Source organism: Geomicrobium sediminis (assembly GCF_016908595.1).
GTDB lineage: Bacteria > Bacillota > Bacilli > Bacillales > Marinococcaceae > Geomicrobium_A > Geomicrobium_A sediminis.
In genome coordinates this window covers 68240-87215 of the sequence record NZ_JAFBEC010000009.1, presented here as the reverse complement: position 1 = coordinate 87215, position 18976 = coordinate 68240, and the positions used below count along the sequence as shown (strand labels likewise).

Below are 18976 nucleotides of genomic sequence, written 5' to 3'. Positions count from 1 at the left end.
TATCAATATAGTTAAAAAGGACACCTTTGTGGAAGTCCCCTGTTAAAATCACTTAAATGCAATGTATAAATGGGTTGATGAACCCATGTTCATACTATTTCTGACATTAAAAACATTTCCCTGAAAGGGTATTGTTACATAGGAACTTCTGGCTGAATGTGCCCTAGTCGCTAATATGACTATTGGCGTACCAGAATCAATAACTCTAGTAACTATTACTGCCTTTGGTTCAAAGCCTACATTTATATTCTGATTGTTTTCGCCATTACCTTCATAGGAGCCTATCACATAACCCGTACTTTCACTCATTTGACTAATTGATTCTTGTAAATTGATTAGAGTGTTGCCGATATCAGAATTGGATTCAGCCATACTTTCGACTTCTCTAGTTAGCTCAGACAATTCTGCCCTACTAGCCTGTTCAACATTTAGAACATTACCTAGACCAATAGCTTCCTTGGAGATATCTAACCCTTCTACCTCAGCTTTGAGACTGTTTAATGTCTCTTGTGCTTCAGCAATTACGCCTTCTACTTGACCGATCTTCGTATTGATCTCTGTCACTTTTTCATCGGTGTAGCCATTGGCTCTACCTTCTGATCCATTCCAATATTCCTGTTTACTGTGGTTGACGTGGCGATTGTTGTCTTCATAGTGTGCTTCGAGTTGAGCAATGTCTATTCCGTCAACGTGCCTACTGATGTTGCGATAAACGATAACTTCAACATATGTGCCTTCTGATAGTCCACTGCCCAGCACCACGTATTGCCCGTCTAATTCAAACTGATCGGTTTGTAGTAAGGTGGTATTTACATTTACTTGTACAAAATGGTCGTCACGGGACAGCGCAAAGCCGACATTGAATCGGTCTTGATCTTCATTTGCTACGAATGTTTTAGTGTCCACGGACAATGCGTTCTCGTAGCGTTCTAGGGCATTATCGATCTTTTGGTCGATTTGGCTACTAGTATCAATCGTCTCCCAGTTCGACCAACCATTATCAGGGTGGAACCTTCGTAGGTATAACTCAGTATTGGTTGTCCCTCGGAATGCGAATGCCTGTTGTACGATTCTAAAAGTGTCCAGTTTCTCGGTGCGGATGATGGCGTAATTAAATGGATAGCTAGTGTCATCAGAACCCGTTAATCTCATTAGAGATGTGCCAATAGGATAGTCATTCCCACTAACGCCATTATCCAAGAGATCAATGACGTTGTAGCGCTTATTTAGAACATTGTCCCACTCAACATCCTCGTCATAATCTTCGAGTTGTTCACTGACGTATTCCATTGCTTTCTTGTGGGCTTCTTCAATCGCTTCTTCTTTCTTTAGTGTCGATCCCTCTGTTGTTTCTGCTTTTGCATGGATCTCTTTAAGAGCTTCATATGTGATGTTGTACATCCAGTTAAACCATTCAGCAGGGGGCTTCATGCCTTCCTGATACCCCGATTGCTTTATATCATCATTAGGCTCGATGCCCTCTGCCTGCCAAACTGGTAGCTTACTTTCAAAGTTTGCCATCGTTTCACTCCTCTATAGTGGCAAGTCTCGATCATCAGAAGGCACATAAATACTGCCCAGATAACCGCCTGTCTCCATCTCCGCATTTGAAAATCCTTTTTCCTCATCAATATCCAAGTCTGTATTGCCAAACTCAAACGTCCCTTGCAAATCTATCGATTGTACGCCCACACCCGATGCAACAGTGTGAGCCACAATGCGTCCGAATTGTTGGCTTGATAGACCGACTTCATTAAGTCTTGATATTGGCAGCTCTATTAGTCGTATACTCGCAGGCTGTGGGTTATCACCTGTCCACCCTTCTTCAATTCTAATCTCCGTTGGATCGGCGCCCAGAGACATTGCCAAAACATTAATGATCGTATTGGTATCACCTGTGCTATTATCACGAGCAACCTTCGATTTAAGGAGTATCCGATACACACTGTCGTTAGCTGCACCACGCCACTGCCCAACATTGCGACCGTGATCATCTAGTACCTCGCCTTGTGCATGATCGATGTCTCGCCACTCTGCAATGCGCTTGTTTGTCGCTTGCAACTCATCAAAATCAGCGCCGAACACATAAAGAAGCTTTCCGATATTGCTGTCAGGTCGCTTATTGTAAGCGTCTGTTAATCGACTAATCATACGTTTCGTAATGGTCATGACACCACCACTTGCTCATAATTGGTCTGTGCTACCTGTATCGCATCAATTGAGATATTCCCCGACTCCCCATTAAGCGTTAACGAATCAACTGAGGCAACGCCAGGCACTCGATGAACGATGCTAATGAGGCGTGAGTACACAACATCTTGCCCCGTCTGTAAACCTGTATAAATGTTTCCGTCTTCATCTGTACCGCCGATATATTCGATAATTGCAGAGCGCACAAGCTCATGACCGTTAGATGGATACTCGTTATTCACTGTAATGTCTACCTCAATATCAAGCTGGACCTCTTCCGCACGACTAAATTTGATTGGCACGATGTTTCCACTGTCATCCTCAATCTCGACTAACTCATCACCGTGAGCTTCTATTCCTGCTGCACGGCGCCTAAAGATTTCTCTTGCTATATCCTCCGACTCTCCACCTAATACATAGGTTTCGAAAGACTTCGGCGGTCGTCCATTTACAGACTCATTCGTTGTGTTATCAATAACCGTTGCTGTGCGCACCCCTTCGACACTAAGGACGGCAGCGCGAATACCGTTTGTTGTTGGCGATCCACCAGAGGTTAATGAGCGATCATAACGATCACGTAATTCACCGTCCGTTTCCTCATCACGTCCACCAGCAATGGCTTGTAAGTTTGTGACCTCATCCAGTCCCGCAACAGGCGTATCAATTTCCGTTACCGTATTAGCAGGGCTATTACTTAATGCGCCTGCCTCTAGGGCAACCACTGTCCCGTCAGTAGTGTCCTCTGAAATTACGACACGTTCAGCGAGCCGATACGTAACCCCGTCATCATTACTAAACAGCGATCCCTCTGGAATCTCAGTACCTTCATCACCTGTAAAGTTAAGCACTCCTGATGCAAACTCAGCAGGGCGTCGTCGCACCAGTTGATTCATTGCAACACCACTCAACGTTTTGCCCTCTGATTTATGCACAAAGCCACTGTTGTAGCTGTTTTCTGTCTCCTGCCATAACTGAGCTACTGTAAACGAATGTATACGAAGGATAATCCCTACAGGTGTCCATGCAGCCGTGTTAATGTCCTCTCCGAACATTTCTTTTGCTCTACGCTCTGATTCACTAAAAACATCTGCATAGCGCTTGCGCTTAAAACCATTTCGGCTTAATCCAAAGCTCATTGTTCCATCACCTCACTAACCTCTAATGGCTCACCATCCGTTTTAATCGCAATAAAAAAGACGCTTACTTTGCGCCTCGGTCTGTCGTATTCATAACTAATGCTCTTGATGCGATCAATGCGTGGTTCTTGCTCTATGGCTTCTTCTAACGCAACCGTCATATCCTCTTCATCTGCTCGTTTGCCCCTGAACTCCGCATGGTCCAATCCAATACTTGGATCTAAAAACCATTCGTCAACATTAGTTTGAAGTAATAGTCGTAAACTTTGTATCAGTTCTTCGTCCTCATCGACCATTGTTATGTTGCCATTTTTAATAACCAGATCACCTGTATCATCTACCGCAAGACTCTTCATTCGTTAAACCCTCCCAATGATTACGGCATTTGAGGGATCATACTTTGCTTGGTTACTACCGTTTCCACGTTTGCCTCTAATTGCATCCGAGTAATCACGCTCAGATATACCGACCCAAACAAGGTCGCCTCTGCTATAGGTGTCTGTACCCATTGCAATTGCTTCTGGGATCACTGATAGCCTACGACCGTTATCATCAACAAACATTGGGTCCAACTCATAGGTTGACCCTTTTACTTTATCAACCCTGCATACAATCATTGCTACACCGCCTTAATGTGCGTATAAAAGTCGTTACCCGCAAGCACATGCGACCCCTCCATCGCTCTATACTGACCGTTTACATACCTGCTCTCGATATTAAAGATTGAGTCTGCTTGTATCCTGTGATTAAGTAACGCTGTCATGTTGTACCCACGAATGATACGCTCGTCTCGTTCCTCTTCAAAAGGTTCTGGCGATCCAATGAGTCCTCGTGTTGGCGTAAACCTAAAACGAATATTGTCGCCATCACGACCGCCACGGAAGAACGCCTGACCTTTAGCAATATGGAACTTCGCACCGCAATCCCTAGCCAACTCTTTTAATATCGTTGGTATCCTGCCATTTACCGTCTTTCCTCGGCTGTATGAAGGATTACGCGGCAACGATAACGCACCAACTGATAAACCTCCTGCACGAGCAACGTCTGTAATGATCTGCCCGGCGTTTGTTCCTGCTTTGTAGGACCGACTAAATGGCAGCTTTCTTAATTGGTCTGAGGCGTCCACAGCTTTAATGGTTGTGATCTTATCAACGCCTGACCACTCCGTGTAGTGCTTATAGAGCGCACCTAAAAAGATTCCGCCTACGTCCTGTTGATACCCTGCATTTAGGATCACAGGCAACCCCTCGCCTAACTGATTAATTGAATTGCTTGATAGGTTGTATATCTTAATCTCTGCATGGTTTAAGTCTGGTTGATCATCAAATTCGACATTAAACTCAATTTTGAATCGATGAAGCATATAAGAAGAAGAACCAAGAATAACCTCAGCTCTTCGACCAAACTGTTCCATTACTCCACCACCTCTAAAAACACCGTCTCACCAAAATTGCGACGACTTACACGGTTTTGAATACCCGCCTCGTCTCTGGCTGTGATGGTTACTGCGGGCAAACGAGCATCCGTGTAGGCATAAAAAAGAGGCACGCCGTAGGTGATCTTTTCACCGATTACAACGTCCTCTCCGTTTTTCATAAGGTCAATCGTGAAGTAATCTCCAGCTCCGTTATAATGCACCTCAAAATCAAAAAGTTCCTCGGCTAACTCCACATTAAAACGATAAGGCACACGCTCAACATCAATGGGTAAAATCATACCGTTTGTACCCTCCCTGCACTGCCGACCTCATCAACTTCGGCTCTTAGGATGCCTGAGAGTCCCGAGGTGGAAGGACGAGCAAGACGAACAGATTGTATTGTGATGTTAAATCGAAAACCATTCGCATCATTTTGATCAACGCTCGTAGTCATAGACTGAATAACGCAATTCTTCATGTTTGCTCGCCCTCTGTACTTGATGACCTCTTTTGACCGTCTAGCTGCTAACAAGTCTAGATGGACCTGTGAAGGATTATCCCCGTAATAAACACATTGCAGAGAGTAAACAGTTGGCAATTGCTGTACATGATCAACGATTGAATTACCTTCTACTGGATGTTCCGTTACTTCGTTGTCCCGTGACCGATCCTCGTTAAGGATATTAAAGTGTACTTCTCCAAAAGATCCTCTAAAGTACGCCATTTCACCACCTCCTAGACTGCTCTGGCGTTTTTCTCTTCCTCAACTTCACGGATCGCATCTTTGATTGCTTGTTTCGTGTAATCCGCTTCGGTTGCATTCTTTGGTGCATTTTCGATTTTCACTTCGAGATTATACCTTGGACTATACGTGTATGATGATCCACCTGTGTTAGTCGGGGTTGTATCTCGGTAATCATCAATATAATGCACATCTGGATATGCGGAGGCTGCGAGTCTTGATGCACTATCAGCTACTGCCATTGCACTGTCATCCATACCTATTTGAAGCCCCATACCAATATCGTCACCAAGACCCATCATCAAACGAGAAGGTGAATTGGTTTGGAAGATTCCTGTGAACGTATCCCATACAGAGTTTGCTAAATCTGCTGCTGCTGAAATAACATTGCCAACCATACCTAACATACCGTTAATTAGACCTTGGACAAGATCTATTCCAAGTCCTAACCAGTCCATATTAATTATGGTATCTAGTATTGAAGATCCTACTTCCATAGCCATCTCGACTATTTGAGATAACAAAGATAATGCACCTTCAATTAAAGCTATAATCAGATCTATTGCCGCATCATACAGTTGGGGTTGCATCTCTAAGATAGCTTCGACTAGAGCAATAATTAATTCTATACCCGCTTCTATAATCTCTGGCAACATGCTTATAAGCCCCATATTCAGGGCTAACACGATTTCAATTGCTGCATCGATAATCATTGGTATCAAATCAATAATTGCTGTAACTAGTGTAATAATTAACTCTAGCGCTGCTATGATAAGCATAGGTAACAATTCAATGATGCCTTCAACTAACGTTAAAACTATTCCTATTGCAGCTTCAATCAATAACGGAGCGAATTCTACAAGCATTTCAACAACTGTGACAATAATTTGTATCGCAGCATCTATAATCAAAGGTAGCGCTGTAATAATGCCTTCTACAAGCTTAATTAATAACTCTACCCCCGCTTCAAGTAACATTGGCACTTGGGTAATTATTGCTTCAACAAGAGTTGAAATAAGGTCTAATGCTGTATCAATTAACGTTGGTAACAAAGTTAAAATTCCATCAATTAAAGTCAATAGAATGTCTATACCAGTTTGTAAAAACAAAGGCAGTAAAGACACTATTGTTTCGACAATTGTAATGACAAGATCTGCGATACCAGCAACGATCTCTGGCAAAGCTTCCGCAATCCCCATAACAAGGGTGCTAAAGAATTCAACCGCAGTCTCCATCATTGTTGGATAAAACTCTGCATACGAACTAATCATGTTCTGTAAAAACTCAGGGATATTAGCCGCTATCTCAGGAAGAACAGATGACACAACATCGAAAAGCCCTTCAAACAGATTACCAAAACCATCTACGATGCCCATAAACACATCGCCAAGGCTCTCTGCTTCTTGCAGACCATCGAATGCTCCAATGATTGCCTCTGCGCCATTTAGCGCAAACTCAGCCAATGTTGCAAATGCTCCTGCGACAATCTCAATGACGACTCGGATCGTACCCATGTTATCGATAATAAAATCGGCAAATGTCTGGAAGATCGGCAGCAACTCAGCTTGTAGTTGTGTACCCATATTACCGAAGAGTCCACCTATTTCAGCTAAGGTGTCGCCAAACTCTACCCCCGCTTCAATTGTTTCGTCGCTAAGGATAATGCCCATCTCATGAGCTTGGTCAATAAAGTCACCAATCCCATCCGATCCTGCTTCAATAGCAGGCAATAAACGGCGACCCATTCGAGTTCCGAATAAATCTCCCGCAGCGCTTGCGCGTTCAGATGCGCCCTCTATTTCACCTAAAGAATCTATGGCTGTCATAAAAGCTTCGTCCGTACTGATTGTTCCTGCACGAACATCATCCATTGATACACCTAAGTTAGTGAGTGCTTTCTCGTACTTTTCGTTGCCTCCTGCTGCCATACCCATACGCTGATTTAAACGCTCTAAAGCACGATCAGAGTCAGACGATTTCATCCCTACTCGCTCTAATGCATAAGACATTTCCTGATAGCTTTCTGTTGCCATACCAGTACGCATCGCAGCCTGATCAATTGAATTGGCGGTATCGGCAAAGCTTTTGACCATCGCAAAACCAGCACCTACAACAAGTCCTTTAATTGCTGTGAAGGCTCCAGTTGCCAACCCTGCACCTTTAACAATCGTGTCAAAACCAATACCGCCCTGATCACCCATATCGCCTAACGCTTCGCCTGTTTGGCTGGCTTCTTCTCCGACACCCGCAACGCCTTCCTCGGCGCCTCCTGCGGTTTCCTCGACACCGCCCATAGCAGATTCGCCCGCTTCGCCCATTTCACCCATAGACCCGCCTGCTTCATCTGCGGAACCTGCAACACCTTCTAAGGCTTCTGCGCCTGTCGACCCAGCTTCCTCCATTGCTCCGCCCGCACCTTCTGCCGACTCTCCGATCTCGCTAATGCCCTCAGCGCCTACATCTGCACCGCCAGAGATACCAGCCCCCATATCGTCACCTGACTGACCTAATGCATCCAAGCCAGACATTGCGCTGTCGATACTCTCGTTCATATCGTCTAACACGCCTGTGTCGATATTAAAGCCTATCTCAACCTCTAATTCTCTTAATGCCATTCACTCACCCCCGTTCTTAGGGCATAAAAAAAGCACCCTTTTCAGGGCGCTCATCATTTTTTCTTCTTATTCTTCTTTTGTTTCTTCTTGGCTTCTTTTTGCTTCTTCGCACTGTTTTCGTTCATTATGTCCAACGCTGCATTCATCTCATAGACTTCATCATTCGTTAAAGAGGCGACATCAATTGTGCCGCCTCCTTCACCAATAATCGGACGCCAAAACCACCAGTTCTCTTGCGCGCGATCCCTGTAGTATTTGCGTTGTTCGGCTTTCTTCTCCTCTTTAGAGAGGGTTGGATCACTTCTTTTTGACCCCTCTAAGAAATCGCTGTGCTTCGTTGGTAACCTCTTCGAAGTCTTCTAGGTTCTCATCCCAATAGCCGAAATCTACTTTTGGATCAACGATGACGTTATCATGTACATAATGTAATAGCTGTTCTTGGTCCATCTTTTTTGTCTCCACATCGATCAGTTGACTACGTTTCCGAACCCAATTTAACACCCCTGGATGCTGGAATTTGTATTCAATACCGCTACCCGCTACATAAGTTTCTTGCTTTTGGTTTGTTGCTTCTTTTTTCTCTGCCATAATCAATTACTCCTCTCTATAATCCAAAACTGTGATTTCTACGTCTCGATCTGCTACTTCTGATCCCCATTCTTTACCAGGTGGCTTCTGTAAAATTGCTTGATCTCCACCAACAAACTCACCTGTACGTGCGTTCGTACAAGAAATCGGGAACGGTTCTCCTTGTTTATACAACTCATTTAAAAAGGCTAATGAAGGCGACGTAGATGCTAAATGCAACGTGATTACGCCCGTCTCATCATGACTACGCCCTAGACTCTTTTCGCCTTGCGCTCCTGTGTGTACAGTGAAACGATCTTCATTTTGTTCAGCTGAGATCACTGATCCCTCAGCAAATCCAGTAATATACGTTGTATCAACAATAACTTGGCAATCTTTTGGGTCCATTACCTGTGTCATCTATAACCCTCCTATACTCTAATAGCTCCGGTAATCGCTACCCCGTGGATAGCACCAGCCAATTCAAAGTCAAAATTAACATCTGGCAGTGTACGTTTGGCTCTGTCCTCTTGCGGGACGTCTGAGCGATCAGGTGTACTAATGTTATAAAGTGGCTCGCCATTCTCGTCTTCCGCGATAATGCCGTTGTTGAATGCGGATTTAAGCACCGACTCAACGGCTGCACGAATCATCGCAATACCCGTGTTCGTAAACGGCACTTTAGGTGCGTTTACTAATGTAGTAAATACACGCTCTTTTAAACGAGCCTCTACAAAATCTTGCGATCTTAGAATGTCGATAAACTCACCCGATGTAGTACGCCCTGGAGTGGTGTGAAGTACGCCACCCTGACTGATGATGGCATTTCCATTGCTTTCATCATCAATCACCAACTCAATCTCATCGTCATTGATTCCTTCTGAAAGCCCTACTCCACTAACTTGCTTAAACTTCCATGTGATGCTACCTGGATTGGTTGGCGCGCATCGCCCTACCCAACCCGCAGCTGCTGTAGGATCGCTATGCAATAAACCGATTGATCTCTCAGAGTTACTGTCTAAGATGGTATCGATTGAGCCTGTCGTGTAAAAATACAGCTTACGTTGCGTGTCGATCCAGTCTGATAATGCCGAAACAACATCAGCGCTCTGATCGGTACATAGTAAGAAATAAAAATCACCATCCGTATTATTAAGCGCTGTTACTAGCTGATCTGGCGACGCTTCATCCCCTTCCTCGTTCACGTCAGCAATTGACTTAATCGCTACTCGTTGTGGTCGAGGACTCTGAGCAAAGATCCGATTCGCAAATCGGTATTCTTGGTCATCCACATTGAAATCATCTGATACTTCTTGGATCGATCTGTACGTTTTATATTCATGACTTTTGCTTTTACCTAAGATCAACGGCAAACCAAACCCCGCTTGTGACACTGTTTGTGTCTCACGGGTAATTGTTACCTCAACATCTCTAATCGCCATGTTTTCACTCTCCTATCGCTTCTTCATTCGAGATAACAGTGTCGATGGCTTCAACAATGTACGAGTATTCGTCTTCAATTCGGATTTGCACATCAAACCCAATGCGGTGCTCGTACGTAATGTCGCCAAACACTGTACGGTCTGTCATAGGTTCAAAGTTCGCTAGAACAATGCCTTGCTCTGACAACTGCATATAATTGCGCTTTAGAGCTTTTAACAGTTCGTCCGCACTATCTAGTGCCTCATCCTTTTTGTCTGAGTAGACGGTCAATGACAACGTTAAAGTAGGCTGTGAAGTGACTACCACTCTCACGCCATCCTCTGCCTCCTCAAAGCGCTCACTCTCACTTGATGACGACCACGGTGATGTGATTTTGCGGGCTACATAAGGGTAGTTGTCTGGTCTGGGATGATCAGACTCAACATCTACCATGATTAGCTCTGTTTCGTCCCACACAAGCCATAAGAGCTTGTCTAACAACTCACTTCGCTTCATTGTCCACTCTCCTTACGTAGTACACAAAAAAGCCCGCATATAGGTTATGGGGCTTCTGCTGCATCACTCTGTATTTGTCATCCTTGATCGTTACTACTTTGCCGTTAGCGATCTCTTGCGTCGTGAGTATCTTTCGGTCATTGACTGTGAATGTCCCGCCTTCTGCAAACTTCAAATCGTCATTATTGACTGGATGAAAAGATCCTCGGAATTCAATATCATCACCCGGAACTGGACCAACCCACACAGGACCCTCCCAGTGACCCGGGACTTCTTCACCTTCTACCGACATCGGCATTTCATATTTTTTAAGGATACGCTTAACTTGTGATTGCTTCATTACTTCACCATAAACTCAATCGCACCCACAAGACCACCAGTATCTACAAGTGGGTTAGAAGAGCCCTTACGATCTGTTGTCATACTGCTATTTGGCGGTGAAGACAATTGTTTTAAGTGTTGCTGTAACTTACCCTCTAATTGCAATCCAACCGCTTCTAGTAAAGCCACTCCGCTCGTCCCGCCTTCAAAGACATTACCTAATAGACTTTCAATCAAATCAACAATCTCGGTCTCGTATCGGTCAAAGCCACTTCGCAAGAATGAACGCTCTGGAATATGAATATGAGTAGTGCTCGGTTTTAAGTGGATACCTTCGTAGTGCAAGTATGCCCTCATACTGGGGGTAACTGGTATATCCATTCCATACTCATGAACCCGTGCAATCATTTCCATCTCGCCACGCACTCCGACGCTTATCTTTTTGCCATCCATGCCACTCAGTTTCTTTGCAACCTCGGGTATCTTGTTTTTGTCTTTGATTTTAATTCCCATTAACGGAACCTCGCTCTTATAAACGGTTTTAAATATGCATCTGCCGCATCAGTAACTGATTCGCTGTAAGTGATGCTTAACTCACCGCCGACACTCTCAGACCGGACATTTGGAGTTTGGTCATTTGAAATCACAAGCAAAGACATAGCTTTTTTTACGGCGGACGGGACATGTTCAGCGAATGAACGCCTGCATTTCGCTTCAACGTACTCAAAAGCCGAATCGACTTCTAAGCGATGTTTAGTGTTGTCTTCCATCTCAGCAAGAGTTAGTACATCCTTATACAAAGATTCTTTTGATTGGATTTCAACCATCACTCACCCTCAATTCTTCTTACTCTTTGGATTCCCCGCCTGTTTCCTTCCCTTTGTCTTCTGATTGCTTTTTAGCCTCATGTCCTTCTTGCTTCCCTTGCTCGGTTTTCCCTTTGCCATTTTTCTTTACCTCCTTATAACCAAGAGGCGCATAGATCACGCTGTACGCCTTGTCTGTTACATTGATTGTCTGCTTGCCTTTCGATACTAGCTTAATCGCCATCACCGCCGTCCATATAATTAGCTGCTATTGCTTTTAGAGCATCAATTTCATCAGATGTAAAAGGGTTCTCAGCATCAGACCCGTCAGATCCATCTTGACCAGGAGGTCCTTGTTCACCATCCGAACCATTTTCACCTGGCGGTCCTTGCTCTCCTCTAGGACCTTCTGGACCTTCGGGTCCCCTCGGACCTTCTGGACCTTGTTCGCCATGACCTATCTCAAAATCTTCTCCATTTCTAGTGATCTTTCCATCACCGACAATATCCAATGTACCGCCGACAATCCAACTGTCGCCCCCGTTAGCTTTATAGTTCTTAGTAGTATTACTCATAAACTAAAACCTCCTGCTATTTAATCCTATTATTCACCATCATTCGATCCTTGCGGTACAAGTGCTGCAAATGCATCGTCTTTGAGCGTCATAAAACCAATATGCATCGTCGCTCGCAACGCAAACATATCCCGTTCAAATAGATTGATAGGTTCGCCACTCTCATCTTGCAGAGTTGTTAACGTCGCATCTTCGCTAATACTATATTCGATACCTTGCAACATACCGTAACGAGCAAATTCCCAATCTCCAGTAATAAGATTAGCTTTGTCATAATCCCAAGACTTGCGGTTTGCGTAACCTACAGGCAATCCTAGAACTTGGTTAGTTGCCCCTTGACCTGGTTCATTAAAGATTGGTCTTCCCTGCCCATCTAGAGCAGCGCGTAAATCCTTGCGGAAACGGCGCGTAGTGGTGAACCCGTTTGGTTCGTTATCTCCATCTTCAATTAGAGCTAACAAACTATTAAGGTCCGTATAGATGTTGCCTGTTGTCGCTTGCTCAATTTGATTTCCTTCATTCTCAATACGCTCCCAAATCGACATATCTGATGCATAAGGAGAGTTGTTGTTAAACAGTGCCGCAGCATCAAACTTGCTATAGAATGCTTCTGCAATTGCTGGACCCATCTGATTAAAGAAATCACTCACGCTATAGCGCAAAAACTCCTTAGAGACTGGTAGAATCACACCGAGTTTCTTTGCTTCCATTTCTGCTTTTAACCAAGTTGCTTTACTAGTTTGAATGCGTTCTGCTTCTGAAACCCAGTAAGCGCCAGGACCTTCGGCTAGATACATAAACTCTTTCTTTTCCTTTGTCATTTCTTCATATGTTGCAAGTTGCGCAACCAATGAATTAGTCATAAACTCTTTAAGAACGAGAGTCCCCTGTTCACTTGGAATGCTTCCTGTTCGAGAATCTTGCAATAATACATTCGATGGATCAAAACGATCCGCAAAGTGTTGTAAATTCATTTTCATAACTGACTTTTTCATACATAACTCACTCCTATTTTCTGATATTCGCTTCCTGAGCTAGATTTGTGATTGAAGGCGTTTTTGTTGCTGTAGATGTTGTGGTGTTACCTAACGATGGTTTATCTCCGCCCAATCGCTTATTTACTGCCTCTTCAAGTGAACCTTTCCAAACTTCCTCAACCTTTGTGATTACTTCTAATGTCTTTTCTGCATCCTCAGCAAGAACATAAGGAGCAATCGCTTTTGGCAAACTTCGATCAAACAGGTCTTGTTCAGCTTGTAGCTGTAAACGTTCACGGTAAAAGGCTTTTTTCTCACTCTCGAATGCCTCTCGTTCTTTTTCTGCTTGCTTCTCAGCTCGCTCTTTTTCAGAGAGCTTCGCAAGTTCTTCGGCATCTTTTCGCTCTTGATCGATCTGTTGCTTGATCTCTTTTTGCATGTCCGCTCGTTGCTTTTTTAGAGCTTCTTGCACCCGGCGATCCGACTCACGATTCTTTTCTTTTTCCAGTTCTTCCTTGGTCATCGTGATTGAATCTTCTTGATCGTCACCGTCGCGACTTTTGTCTTCACCTTGACCTCCAGTGCCGCCCTCGTCGCTTCCGCCACCTTGACCGTCGTTGAAAGTCTGTAGATTCATAGAAATAGTGCCTGTGCTATCAAAATACTTTTTCATTACATCCTCCTGCCCGCGCCGTATTCTACCGTCGCGTTCATTTGTAATAGCGCACCCGTCCGTTTTCTACCGTCCGTGCAACGCCCGTCTTTTAATGCCGTCCGTGCAGGGCATAAAAAATAGCCCTACCGTTGGCGGGCGTGTTGTCTATAATCCTTTTTACGTCGAGCTTCTTTCAAAGTTTGTTGAGTCCCTTGCAATTCGCCTGCAAACTTCCCTAGCTGTTGCAAAGATTGCACTGCGTTATTCAAATCATTTGCTTTTGTTTCCTGTTCTGTTGGTTCGCGGTGCTCTAATTCACGATCTGAGCCATCAACAACTGGATGGATATTACGCTTATTCTCTCGACGGTTATGTTCTTTTAATTGCTTTGCGATCTCACCAGTATTGTTCGCGATCTGTTTGAGGTACTTTTCAATTTCTTTACTCATACCAATCACTCCTCATAAAAATACGCCTGCTAAGATGCTAGGCGTTCGGACTTCCATTCTTCATATGTCATAGATGCCACAGCTTCATTTGATTGCACCTTCTTAATCTCTTCGATTTCGTAGGAGATGAAACAACGACAGTTTATGTCCATTTCTGGCTCTCCAAATCCTCCTGGGTAAAGTGCAGCATACTCGTCGATTACAAACTCTACGTCGCTACCCACCCGCACACCATCTAATTCATCGTGCCGATCCCTCACTCGCTCATCAGACAATGAATTCCATTGTTTTGACATGATGATTCCTTGCTCCTCAGCATGAGCAACGCTCTCATGATTCGCTTCTTCTCGAATACGATGCGCTTCTGTCCTCACTACCCTTCGAGCCTTAACAACATCGTGTTCTAGCTCACCTTGTATAGCTTTTGTCATCTGACTATAGCTTTCGCCACGGTGCAAACCTCTTGTAATCTTCTCACGAATATTCATGATCAGATCATTCCGATGGCGACTCAATCGCTCGTTAAGAGTTAAACCGTTATACGAGTTGTTAACAGCTTGATGAATAATTTGGGGTTTTACTGCCGAGTACCTTAATAAAGCGCGACTCTCACTTTCGATTTTCCACGCGGTCATATAATAAGACTCTCGATACTGGTTACGTAACTGCTTATGAATTTCAGTACGAGTATTACGAGACATCGTATTTATCACCTTAACAATATTCTCTTCGAGCTTAGAGAGACGCTCGTACTTACTCATAATTTCATACGTTAACTTGCCTTCTTCTTCGTATTGGCGATATTGGTCACCAAGCAGGTTGCGGATTGCAACTAGTGTATCTGCGTGAACTTTTATGATTTGCCTCTCACTACCTCTAGCCATTCGCTCTAGCATCAATTTCATACGCCGATAACTAATCGCCATCTTCTTCGTCTTTCTCGTCGATATGATCGTCTAAGCTAAAGCGCTCTAAGTCCTCTGCTTCTTCTGCTTCTAACTTCTCGCGTTCCTTCGCTGGATCTTCAACCATTGGCAGTGTTGCACGCAATGTGTCTCTACTCACTAAACGAGTGCCTAACACTGCTGTCGCTTGATTAACAACAGCTTGATCATCGGTAGGCAGGTTTTTGCTAAACCGAATGCTAATATCGTTAGGGTCGTAATCACTACCCTGCACACTAAGAATGCTCGTAATAAGTTTTATGCGCCTCTGCAAACCCTTCTTAAAAGATCTCTCTTTAGCTGCTCGGTTGTCTTCAAAAGGCGTTAACTTATATTGAATGGATATACCTGATGCAGCCGACGAAAAGCTCTCATCCGTCATGTCTGGCACGCCACTGATCTTGTGTATGTCTTTGTGAATACGAGTCTTCATGTTTTCCTTCCACGTATCATTAATATCTTTTGTAAGCCACTGTACTTGTCCTTCGTTGTCCACCTCGATCACACGGCGAGACTTCATTTCTTTTACGTCTTTTTCATCTGCTTCTAATCCAGCAATTATAAGGTAAGCATCGTTACTGTATTCACTCTCATCAACATCATCTGACTGTAAAGAGTTATACGCATCATTAAGCGTCATTACGCTTTCAAAGTCGCCAACTGCTGTCTCGCTTTTGTTGTAGTACGGCGTGAGTGGAACATCACTAAAAAAATGCTCATCATCGCTCCTTAAAGCAAAACCACCTTCAGTAGACACATAATGATAAATACGTTTATCTGTATACAAGAAAGCATGAGTTTCTTTTTTGTTTGATAGAATGTCCGAGTGTTCGTAGTAACGTAAAGCCATGATTAAATCACTCTCAACATTAGCGCTATAGATAAAAACACAATATTGCTCTCCTGGATCGAGCGCCGTGAACTTAACCTTTGCTTTCTCATCATTCTCTTTTACTGTATACATAATTTCCGCAGCACGACCATATACACTCGCGTACTTGGCAAGCCTAGCGTTTACGTACTGTTCATCATTTAGGTTAAATATTTCTTGTAGTTTCTCCAAATACTTATCAGCATCGCTGCTATATGAAATTGGGTCACCTATGAAATATCCAGTGCTAATATCAGTGATGTACTTGCAAAAGTTAGTGACGATCCTGTTATTTGGTTTATCTTTGTCATCAAACACTCGTTCCATGATAGCGTGGTGACCATCGTAATAAGACTGATTCGTCTTCTCTTTTTTAAGATCTTCACTGCTCTTATGAGCATCAATTAACGCTTTTACCAAACCAACACTTGGTTCTGGATCATTCATTCTTATATCCATCTTCTCACCTCCTGCTTAAAATCCGAATGAAGCTTTGCTTCGAGAGCGCAACTTCCCGCGCTTCTCCATATCGTTAGAGAATGCATAACGTGTTGCATCTATTGTGTGATTATCTGCATCCTCTAGCTTGCTACGCACATTGCCGTCTTTGTCAGTCTGATAGTCAATGTTTTCAAACTCACGAGCAATGTTCGGAGTGCGCTTTGGATCAATCACAATAGCATCTAAATCATCCAACCATTCCTCGCCGTATTCCACGCTATCAGGACCTTTCTTAGCTCCTTTAATGCGTTTAATCCCATGCTCTAGCTTCATTTCATCGATCGATTTCGGTTCCGCACTATCAGCAAGGATCTCTTTGTCTTCATATCCCCTAGACTTAATGCCCTCAGATGCTTTGCGATTTGATAGCTTAACGTCATATATCTCATCCATCGCATAGATCGTGCGCTTCTTCTTATCAAAGTGCCAGCGAACAAATGCAAATGGATCGGCAGCATATCCGTAGTCAATTCCTTGGCGGATATTATCAAAGTTGTTGTATTCTTCGCTCTCGATCCTGCGAAACTCCAAATTATCAAACGGCACAACGCCACTTCCAATTGCCTTGCCTAGATACTCCCAATCATATTTGCTTTGATTACGTTCTCTTGCCGCTTCAGCCTCCTCAATAAACTGCTGTGAAATAAACGGGTTATCAAGGTAGGTTGAATGATGCACAAAGGTATTGTCAGCCTGTATATGACTCTCATACTTTTTGTTAACCCAAGACTGCTTACGTTTAGGAGGGTTGTATGAGTAAAAAAACTTATAAAAAAGACCATCCCCAAGCTCTCCACGTAAAAGTGAGTTGGTGATGGTTGTTACTTCGTCCTCCGTCTTAAACTCGGCTAACTCCTCAATCCAAGCAATTGCAAAAGGATAATTTGCTGATTTAAGCGATTTAATACGCTCTGGCTCCTGCGCACCCCGAAACACAATGTAATTGCCTCTCGGGATATAGGTGATCCTCATAGGCGACTTATTAACTTTAAACAAGTGCGCTACTCCTTGCTCGCTAATTGCCCACTTAATTTGCTCAAACAACGATAGTTCAATTGTGTTGTCAAACTTACGAATACCAACACCATTTACGGCAAATCGCATGAGTAATTGTACGATGACATGAGCAATGTCTGATGACTTCCCCGACCCACGACCGCCTTTCGCTACAACATTGAGAGTGTCGGGATCTAACGCAGCTCTCCAAACTGAATGAAAAGCAGGCGGGATGAACTCAGAAAGCTTTTTAACCGCCATCCTCATCACCTATATCATCAACAAACTGGACAGCACCTTCGACAGAAACCTCTTGCTTATCCGTCCACATAGCATAGCGTTTGCCGAGATCAACAGCCGCAGCTTTTCTAACATTCACTCCTGGTACTAAATCAACAACCTTTTGATAGCCGTCACCATTTAAGATAGGCACAGGTTCCGTAACTTTTCCTCGCATCACTGAACTTAAAAACTCCATAATTTCCTGCTGATCAGCAACCCTCTCACTTTGAAGCTGTTGCAGGCGTTCATCTATATATGGCTTAATTCTAGGATTTTCTAGTAAGGTGTGTGAATCCGTCCTTGCATACGTCTCACTATATCCTGCCTCTAACGCCGCTTTGTGAGCATTGCCATACTCAATAAAGTAGTCTGCAAACCGCCTTTGCTTCTCAGTCATTTTCATTACATATCAGCTCCCTCCTTGTAATTTGATATTATGTAAGCATTAAAAAAGCACCCGAGTGGGTGCTGGTAAAAATGAATATTATTTCCTTTTTTTCCTGACTGGTGTATTCATACTTTTTACAACTATATCTGTCACTAACTTGACTGTATAAAATGACCCTATACTAACTTTCCAAAAGAAGAAAAACCATACACTCACTCCCATAGCTGATAAATACCTGCTAGGAGAACTAGGCAGGAGACTAATTATCACAGAAAGTGTTACTAAAGCTAAACCATATAAAATCAGATCTCGAAGTGCTTTGTATAACCTCTCTTGAAATTTCGGCATAAGAAATGAAAGCCTCTCAAAAGCTATGCTCTCTTTCAAAGTAATAACAAGAGTCAAAAATACACCATTAATGCCTATAACAATTGAAGAGAAAGTTATGACATCACCTAGAGTCCCGCGTATATCCTGAAGAAGACTGAAATAATAAAGAACAGCTGATAGAAGGGCAAAAATTAAGCAAATCCAAACCTGATATTTTTCCCAAAACCTCTCAATTTTCTCGTGAAATGCAAGTTTGTATTGACTCACTTAAACCCT

At 43.4% G+C, this 18976-nt stretch carries 26 protein-coding genes; all 26 read right to left on the bottom strand.

The window, feature by feature from the left end:
- Positions 1 to 48: 48 nt before the first annotated feature.
- The gene (locus JOD17_RS15475) at positions 49 to 1521 is read right to left on the bottom strand and encodes a hypothetical protein (protein ID WP_204698838.1); all 1473 of its coding nucleotides are present in this window, start codon (positions 1519 to 1521) and stop codon (positions 49 to 51) included.
- A gap of 12 nt (positions 1522 to 1533) precedes the next feature.
- Positions 1534 to 2169 (bottom strand): hypothetical protein, encoded by a 636-nt coding sequence (locus JOD17_RS15470; protein ID WP_204698837.1) that lies wholly within the window; start codon positions 2167 to 2169, stop codon positions 1534 to 1536.
- Complete coding sequence (locus tag JOD17_RS15465) at positions 2166 to 3326, bottom strand: baseplate J/gp47 family protein (RefSeq protein WP_204698836.1); 1161 nt, start codon at positions 3324 to 3326, stop codon at positions 2166 to 2168. Before JOD17_RS15465 ends, JOD17_RS15470 begins: the two co-directional genes overlap by 4 nt.
- On the bottom strand, positions 3323 to 3682 hold the full coding sequence (locus JOD17_RS15460) for a contractile injection system sheath initiator (RefSeq protein ID WP_204698835.1): 360 nt from the start codon (positions 3680 to 3682) through the stop codon (positions 3323 to 3325). The genes JOD17_RS15465 and JOD17_RS15460 overlap by 4 nt, the downstream gene beginning before the upstream one ends.
- A gap of 3 nt (positions 3683 to 3685) precedes the next feature.
- Positions 3686 to 3943: a hypothetical protein gene (locus JOD17_RS15455; RefSeq protein ID WP_204698834.1), complete on the bottom strand. Its 258-nt coding sequence runs from the start codon at positions 3941 to 3943 to the stop codon at positions 3686 to 3688.
- 2 nt (positions 3944 to 3945) lie between these two features.
- A complete protein-coding gene (locus tag JOD17_RS15450) occupies positions 3946 to 4740 on the bottom strand; it encodes a phage protein (RefSeq protein WP_204698832.1) in 795 nt (264 codons plus the stop codon).
- Positions 4740 to 5042, bottom strand: coding sequence for a phage baseplate plug family protein (locus tag JOD17_RS15445; RefSeq protein WP_204698831.1), 303 nt, complete (start codon positions 5040 to 5042; stop codon positions 4740 to 4742). The genes JOD17_RS15450 and JOD17_RS15445 overlap by 1 nt, the downstream gene beginning before the upstream one ends.
- A complete protein-coding gene (locus tag JOD17_RS15440; RefSeq protein ID WP_204698830.1) occupies positions 5039 to 5467 on the bottom strand; it encodes a phage baseplate protein in 429 nt (142 codons plus the stop codon). The genes JOD17_RS15445 and JOD17_RS15440 overlap by 4 nt, the downstream gene beginning before the upstream one ends.
- Positions 5468 to 5478: 11 nt before the next feature.
- On the bottom strand, positions 5479 to 8100 hold the full coding sequence (locus JOD17_RS15435; RefSeq protein WP_204698829.1) for a phage tail protein: 2622 nt from the start codon (positions 8098 to 8100) through the stop codon (positions 5479 to 5481).
- Positions 8101 to 8397: 297 nt separating this feature from the next.
- Positions 8398 to 8688: a hypothetical protein gene (locus JOD17_RS15430; protein WP_204698828.1), complete on the bottom strand. Its 291-nt coding sequence runs from the start codon at positions 8686 to 8688 to the stop codon at positions 8398 to 8400.
- Positions 8689 to 8694: 6 nt separating this feature from the next.
- Positions 8695 to 9087 (bottom strand): phage structural protein, encoded by a 393-nt coding sequence (locus tag JOD17_RS15425; RefSeq protein WP_204698827.1) that lies wholly within the window; start codon positions 9085 to 9087, stop codon positions 8695 to 8697.
- A gap of 11 nt (positions 9088 to 9098) precedes the next feature.
- Entirely contained in the window at positions 9099 to 10109 is a 1011-nt protein-coding gene (locus JOD17_RS15420; protein WP_204698826.1) for a DUF3383 family protein, read from the bottom strand.
- A gap of 4 nt (positions 10110 to 10113) precedes the next feature.
- On the bottom strand, positions 10114 to 10605 hold the full coding sequence (locus tag JOD17_RS15415; RefSeq protein WP_204698825.1) for a phage neck terminator protein: 492 nt from the start codon (positions 10603 to 10605) through the stop codon (positions 10114 to 10116).
- Positions 10592 to 10945 (bottom strand): hypothetical protein, encoded by a 354-nt coding sequence (locus JOD17_RS15410; RefSeq protein ID WP_204698824.1) that lies wholly within the window; start codon positions 10943 to 10945, stop codon positions 10592 to 10594. The genes JOD17_RS15415 and JOD17_RS15410 overlap by 14 nt, the downstream gene beginning before the upstream one ends.
- Positions 10945 to 11439 (bottom strand): hypothetical protein, encoded by a 495-nt coding sequence (locus tag JOD17_RS15405; RefSeq protein WP_204698823.1) that lies wholly within the window; start codon positions 11437 to 11439, stop codon positions 10945 to 10947. The genes JOD17_RS15410 and JOD17_RS15405 overlap by 1 nt, the downstream gene beginning before the upstream one ends.
- Complete coding sequence (locus JOD17_RS15400) at positions 11439 to 11753, bottom strand: hypothetical protein (RefSeq protein ID WP_204698822.1); 315 nt, start codon at positions 11751 to 11753, stop codon at positions 11439 to 11441. The genes JOD17_RS15405 and JOD17_RS15400 overlap by 1 nt, the downstream gene beginning before the upstream one ends.
- A gap of 19 nt (positions 11754 to 11772) precedes the next feature.
- Entirely contained in the window at positions 11773 to 11976 is a 204-nt protein-coding gene (locus tag JOD17_RS15395) for a hypothetical protein (protein ID WP_204698821.1), read from the bottom strand.
- On the bottom strand, positions 11966 to 12307 hold the full coding sequence (locus JOD17_RS15390) for a collagen-like protein (protein WP_204698820.1): 342 nt from the start codon (positions 12305 to 12307) through the stop codon (positions 11966 to 11968). Before JOD17_RS15390 ends, JOD17_RS15395 begins: the two co-directional genes overlap by 11 nt.
- Before the next feature lie 29 nt (positions 12308 to 12336).
- Positions 12337 to 13302 (bottom strand): phage major capsid protein, encoded by a 966-nt coding sequence (locus tag JOD17_RS15385; RefSeq protein ID WP_204698819.1) that lies wholly within the window; start codon positions 13300 to 13302, stop codon positions 12337 to 12339.
- Between the two features lie 13 nt (positions 13303 to 13315).
- Positions 13316 to 13957 carry a DUF4355 domain-containing protein gene (locus JOD17_RS15380; RefSeq protein WP_204698817.1) on the bottom strand — a complete coding sequence of 214 codons (642 nt, stop codon included), beginning with the start codon at positions 13955 to 13957 and terminating at the stop codon, positions 13316 to 13318.
- Positions 13958 to 14082: 125 nt separating this feature from the next.
- A complete protein-coding gene (locus JOD17_RS15375; RefSeq protein ID WP_204698816.1) occupies positions 14083 to 14388 on the bottom strand; it encodes a hypothetical protein in 306 nt (101 codons plus the stop codon).
- Between the two features lie 29 nt (positions 14389 to 14417).
- A complete protein-coding gene (locus JOD17_RS15370) occupies positions 14418 to 15314 on the bottom strand; it encodes a phage minor head protein (protein WP_204698815.1) in 897 nt (298 codons plus the stop codon).
- The gene (locus JOD17_RS15365) at positions 15304 to 16662 is read right to left on the bottom strand and encodes a phage portal protein (RefSeq protein ID WP_204698814.1); all 1359 of its coding nucleotides are present in this window, start codon (positions 16660 to 16662) and stop codon (positions 15304 to 15306) included. The genes JOD17_RS15370 and JOD17_RS15365 overlap by 11 nt, the downstream gene beginning before the upstream one ends.
- Before the next feature lie 15 nt (positions 16663 to 16677).
- The gene (locus JOD17_RS15360) at positions 16678 to 17961 is read right to left on the bottom strand and encodes a PBSX family phage terminase large subunit (protein ID WP_420827945.1); all 1284 of its coding nucleotides are present in this window, start codon (positions 17959 to 17961) and stop codon (positions 16678 to 16680) included.
- The gene (locus JOD17_RS15355) at positions 17951 to 18385 is read right to left on the bottom strand and encodes a terminase small subunit (protein WP_204698812.1); all 435 of its coding nucleotides are present in this window, start codon (positions 18383 to 18385) and stop codon (positions 17951 to 17953) included. Before JOD17_RS15355 ends, JOD17_RS15360 begins: the two co-directional genes overlap by 11 nt.
- Before the next feature lie 81 nt (positions 18386 to 18466).
- Positions 18467 to 18967 (bottom strand): hypothetical protein, encoded by a 501-nt coding sequence (locus JOD17_RS15350; RefSeq protein ID WP_204698811.1) that lies wholly within the window; start codon positions 18965 to 18967, stop codon positions 18467 to 18469.
- Between the last annotated feature and the right edge of the window lie 9 nt (positions 18968 to 18976).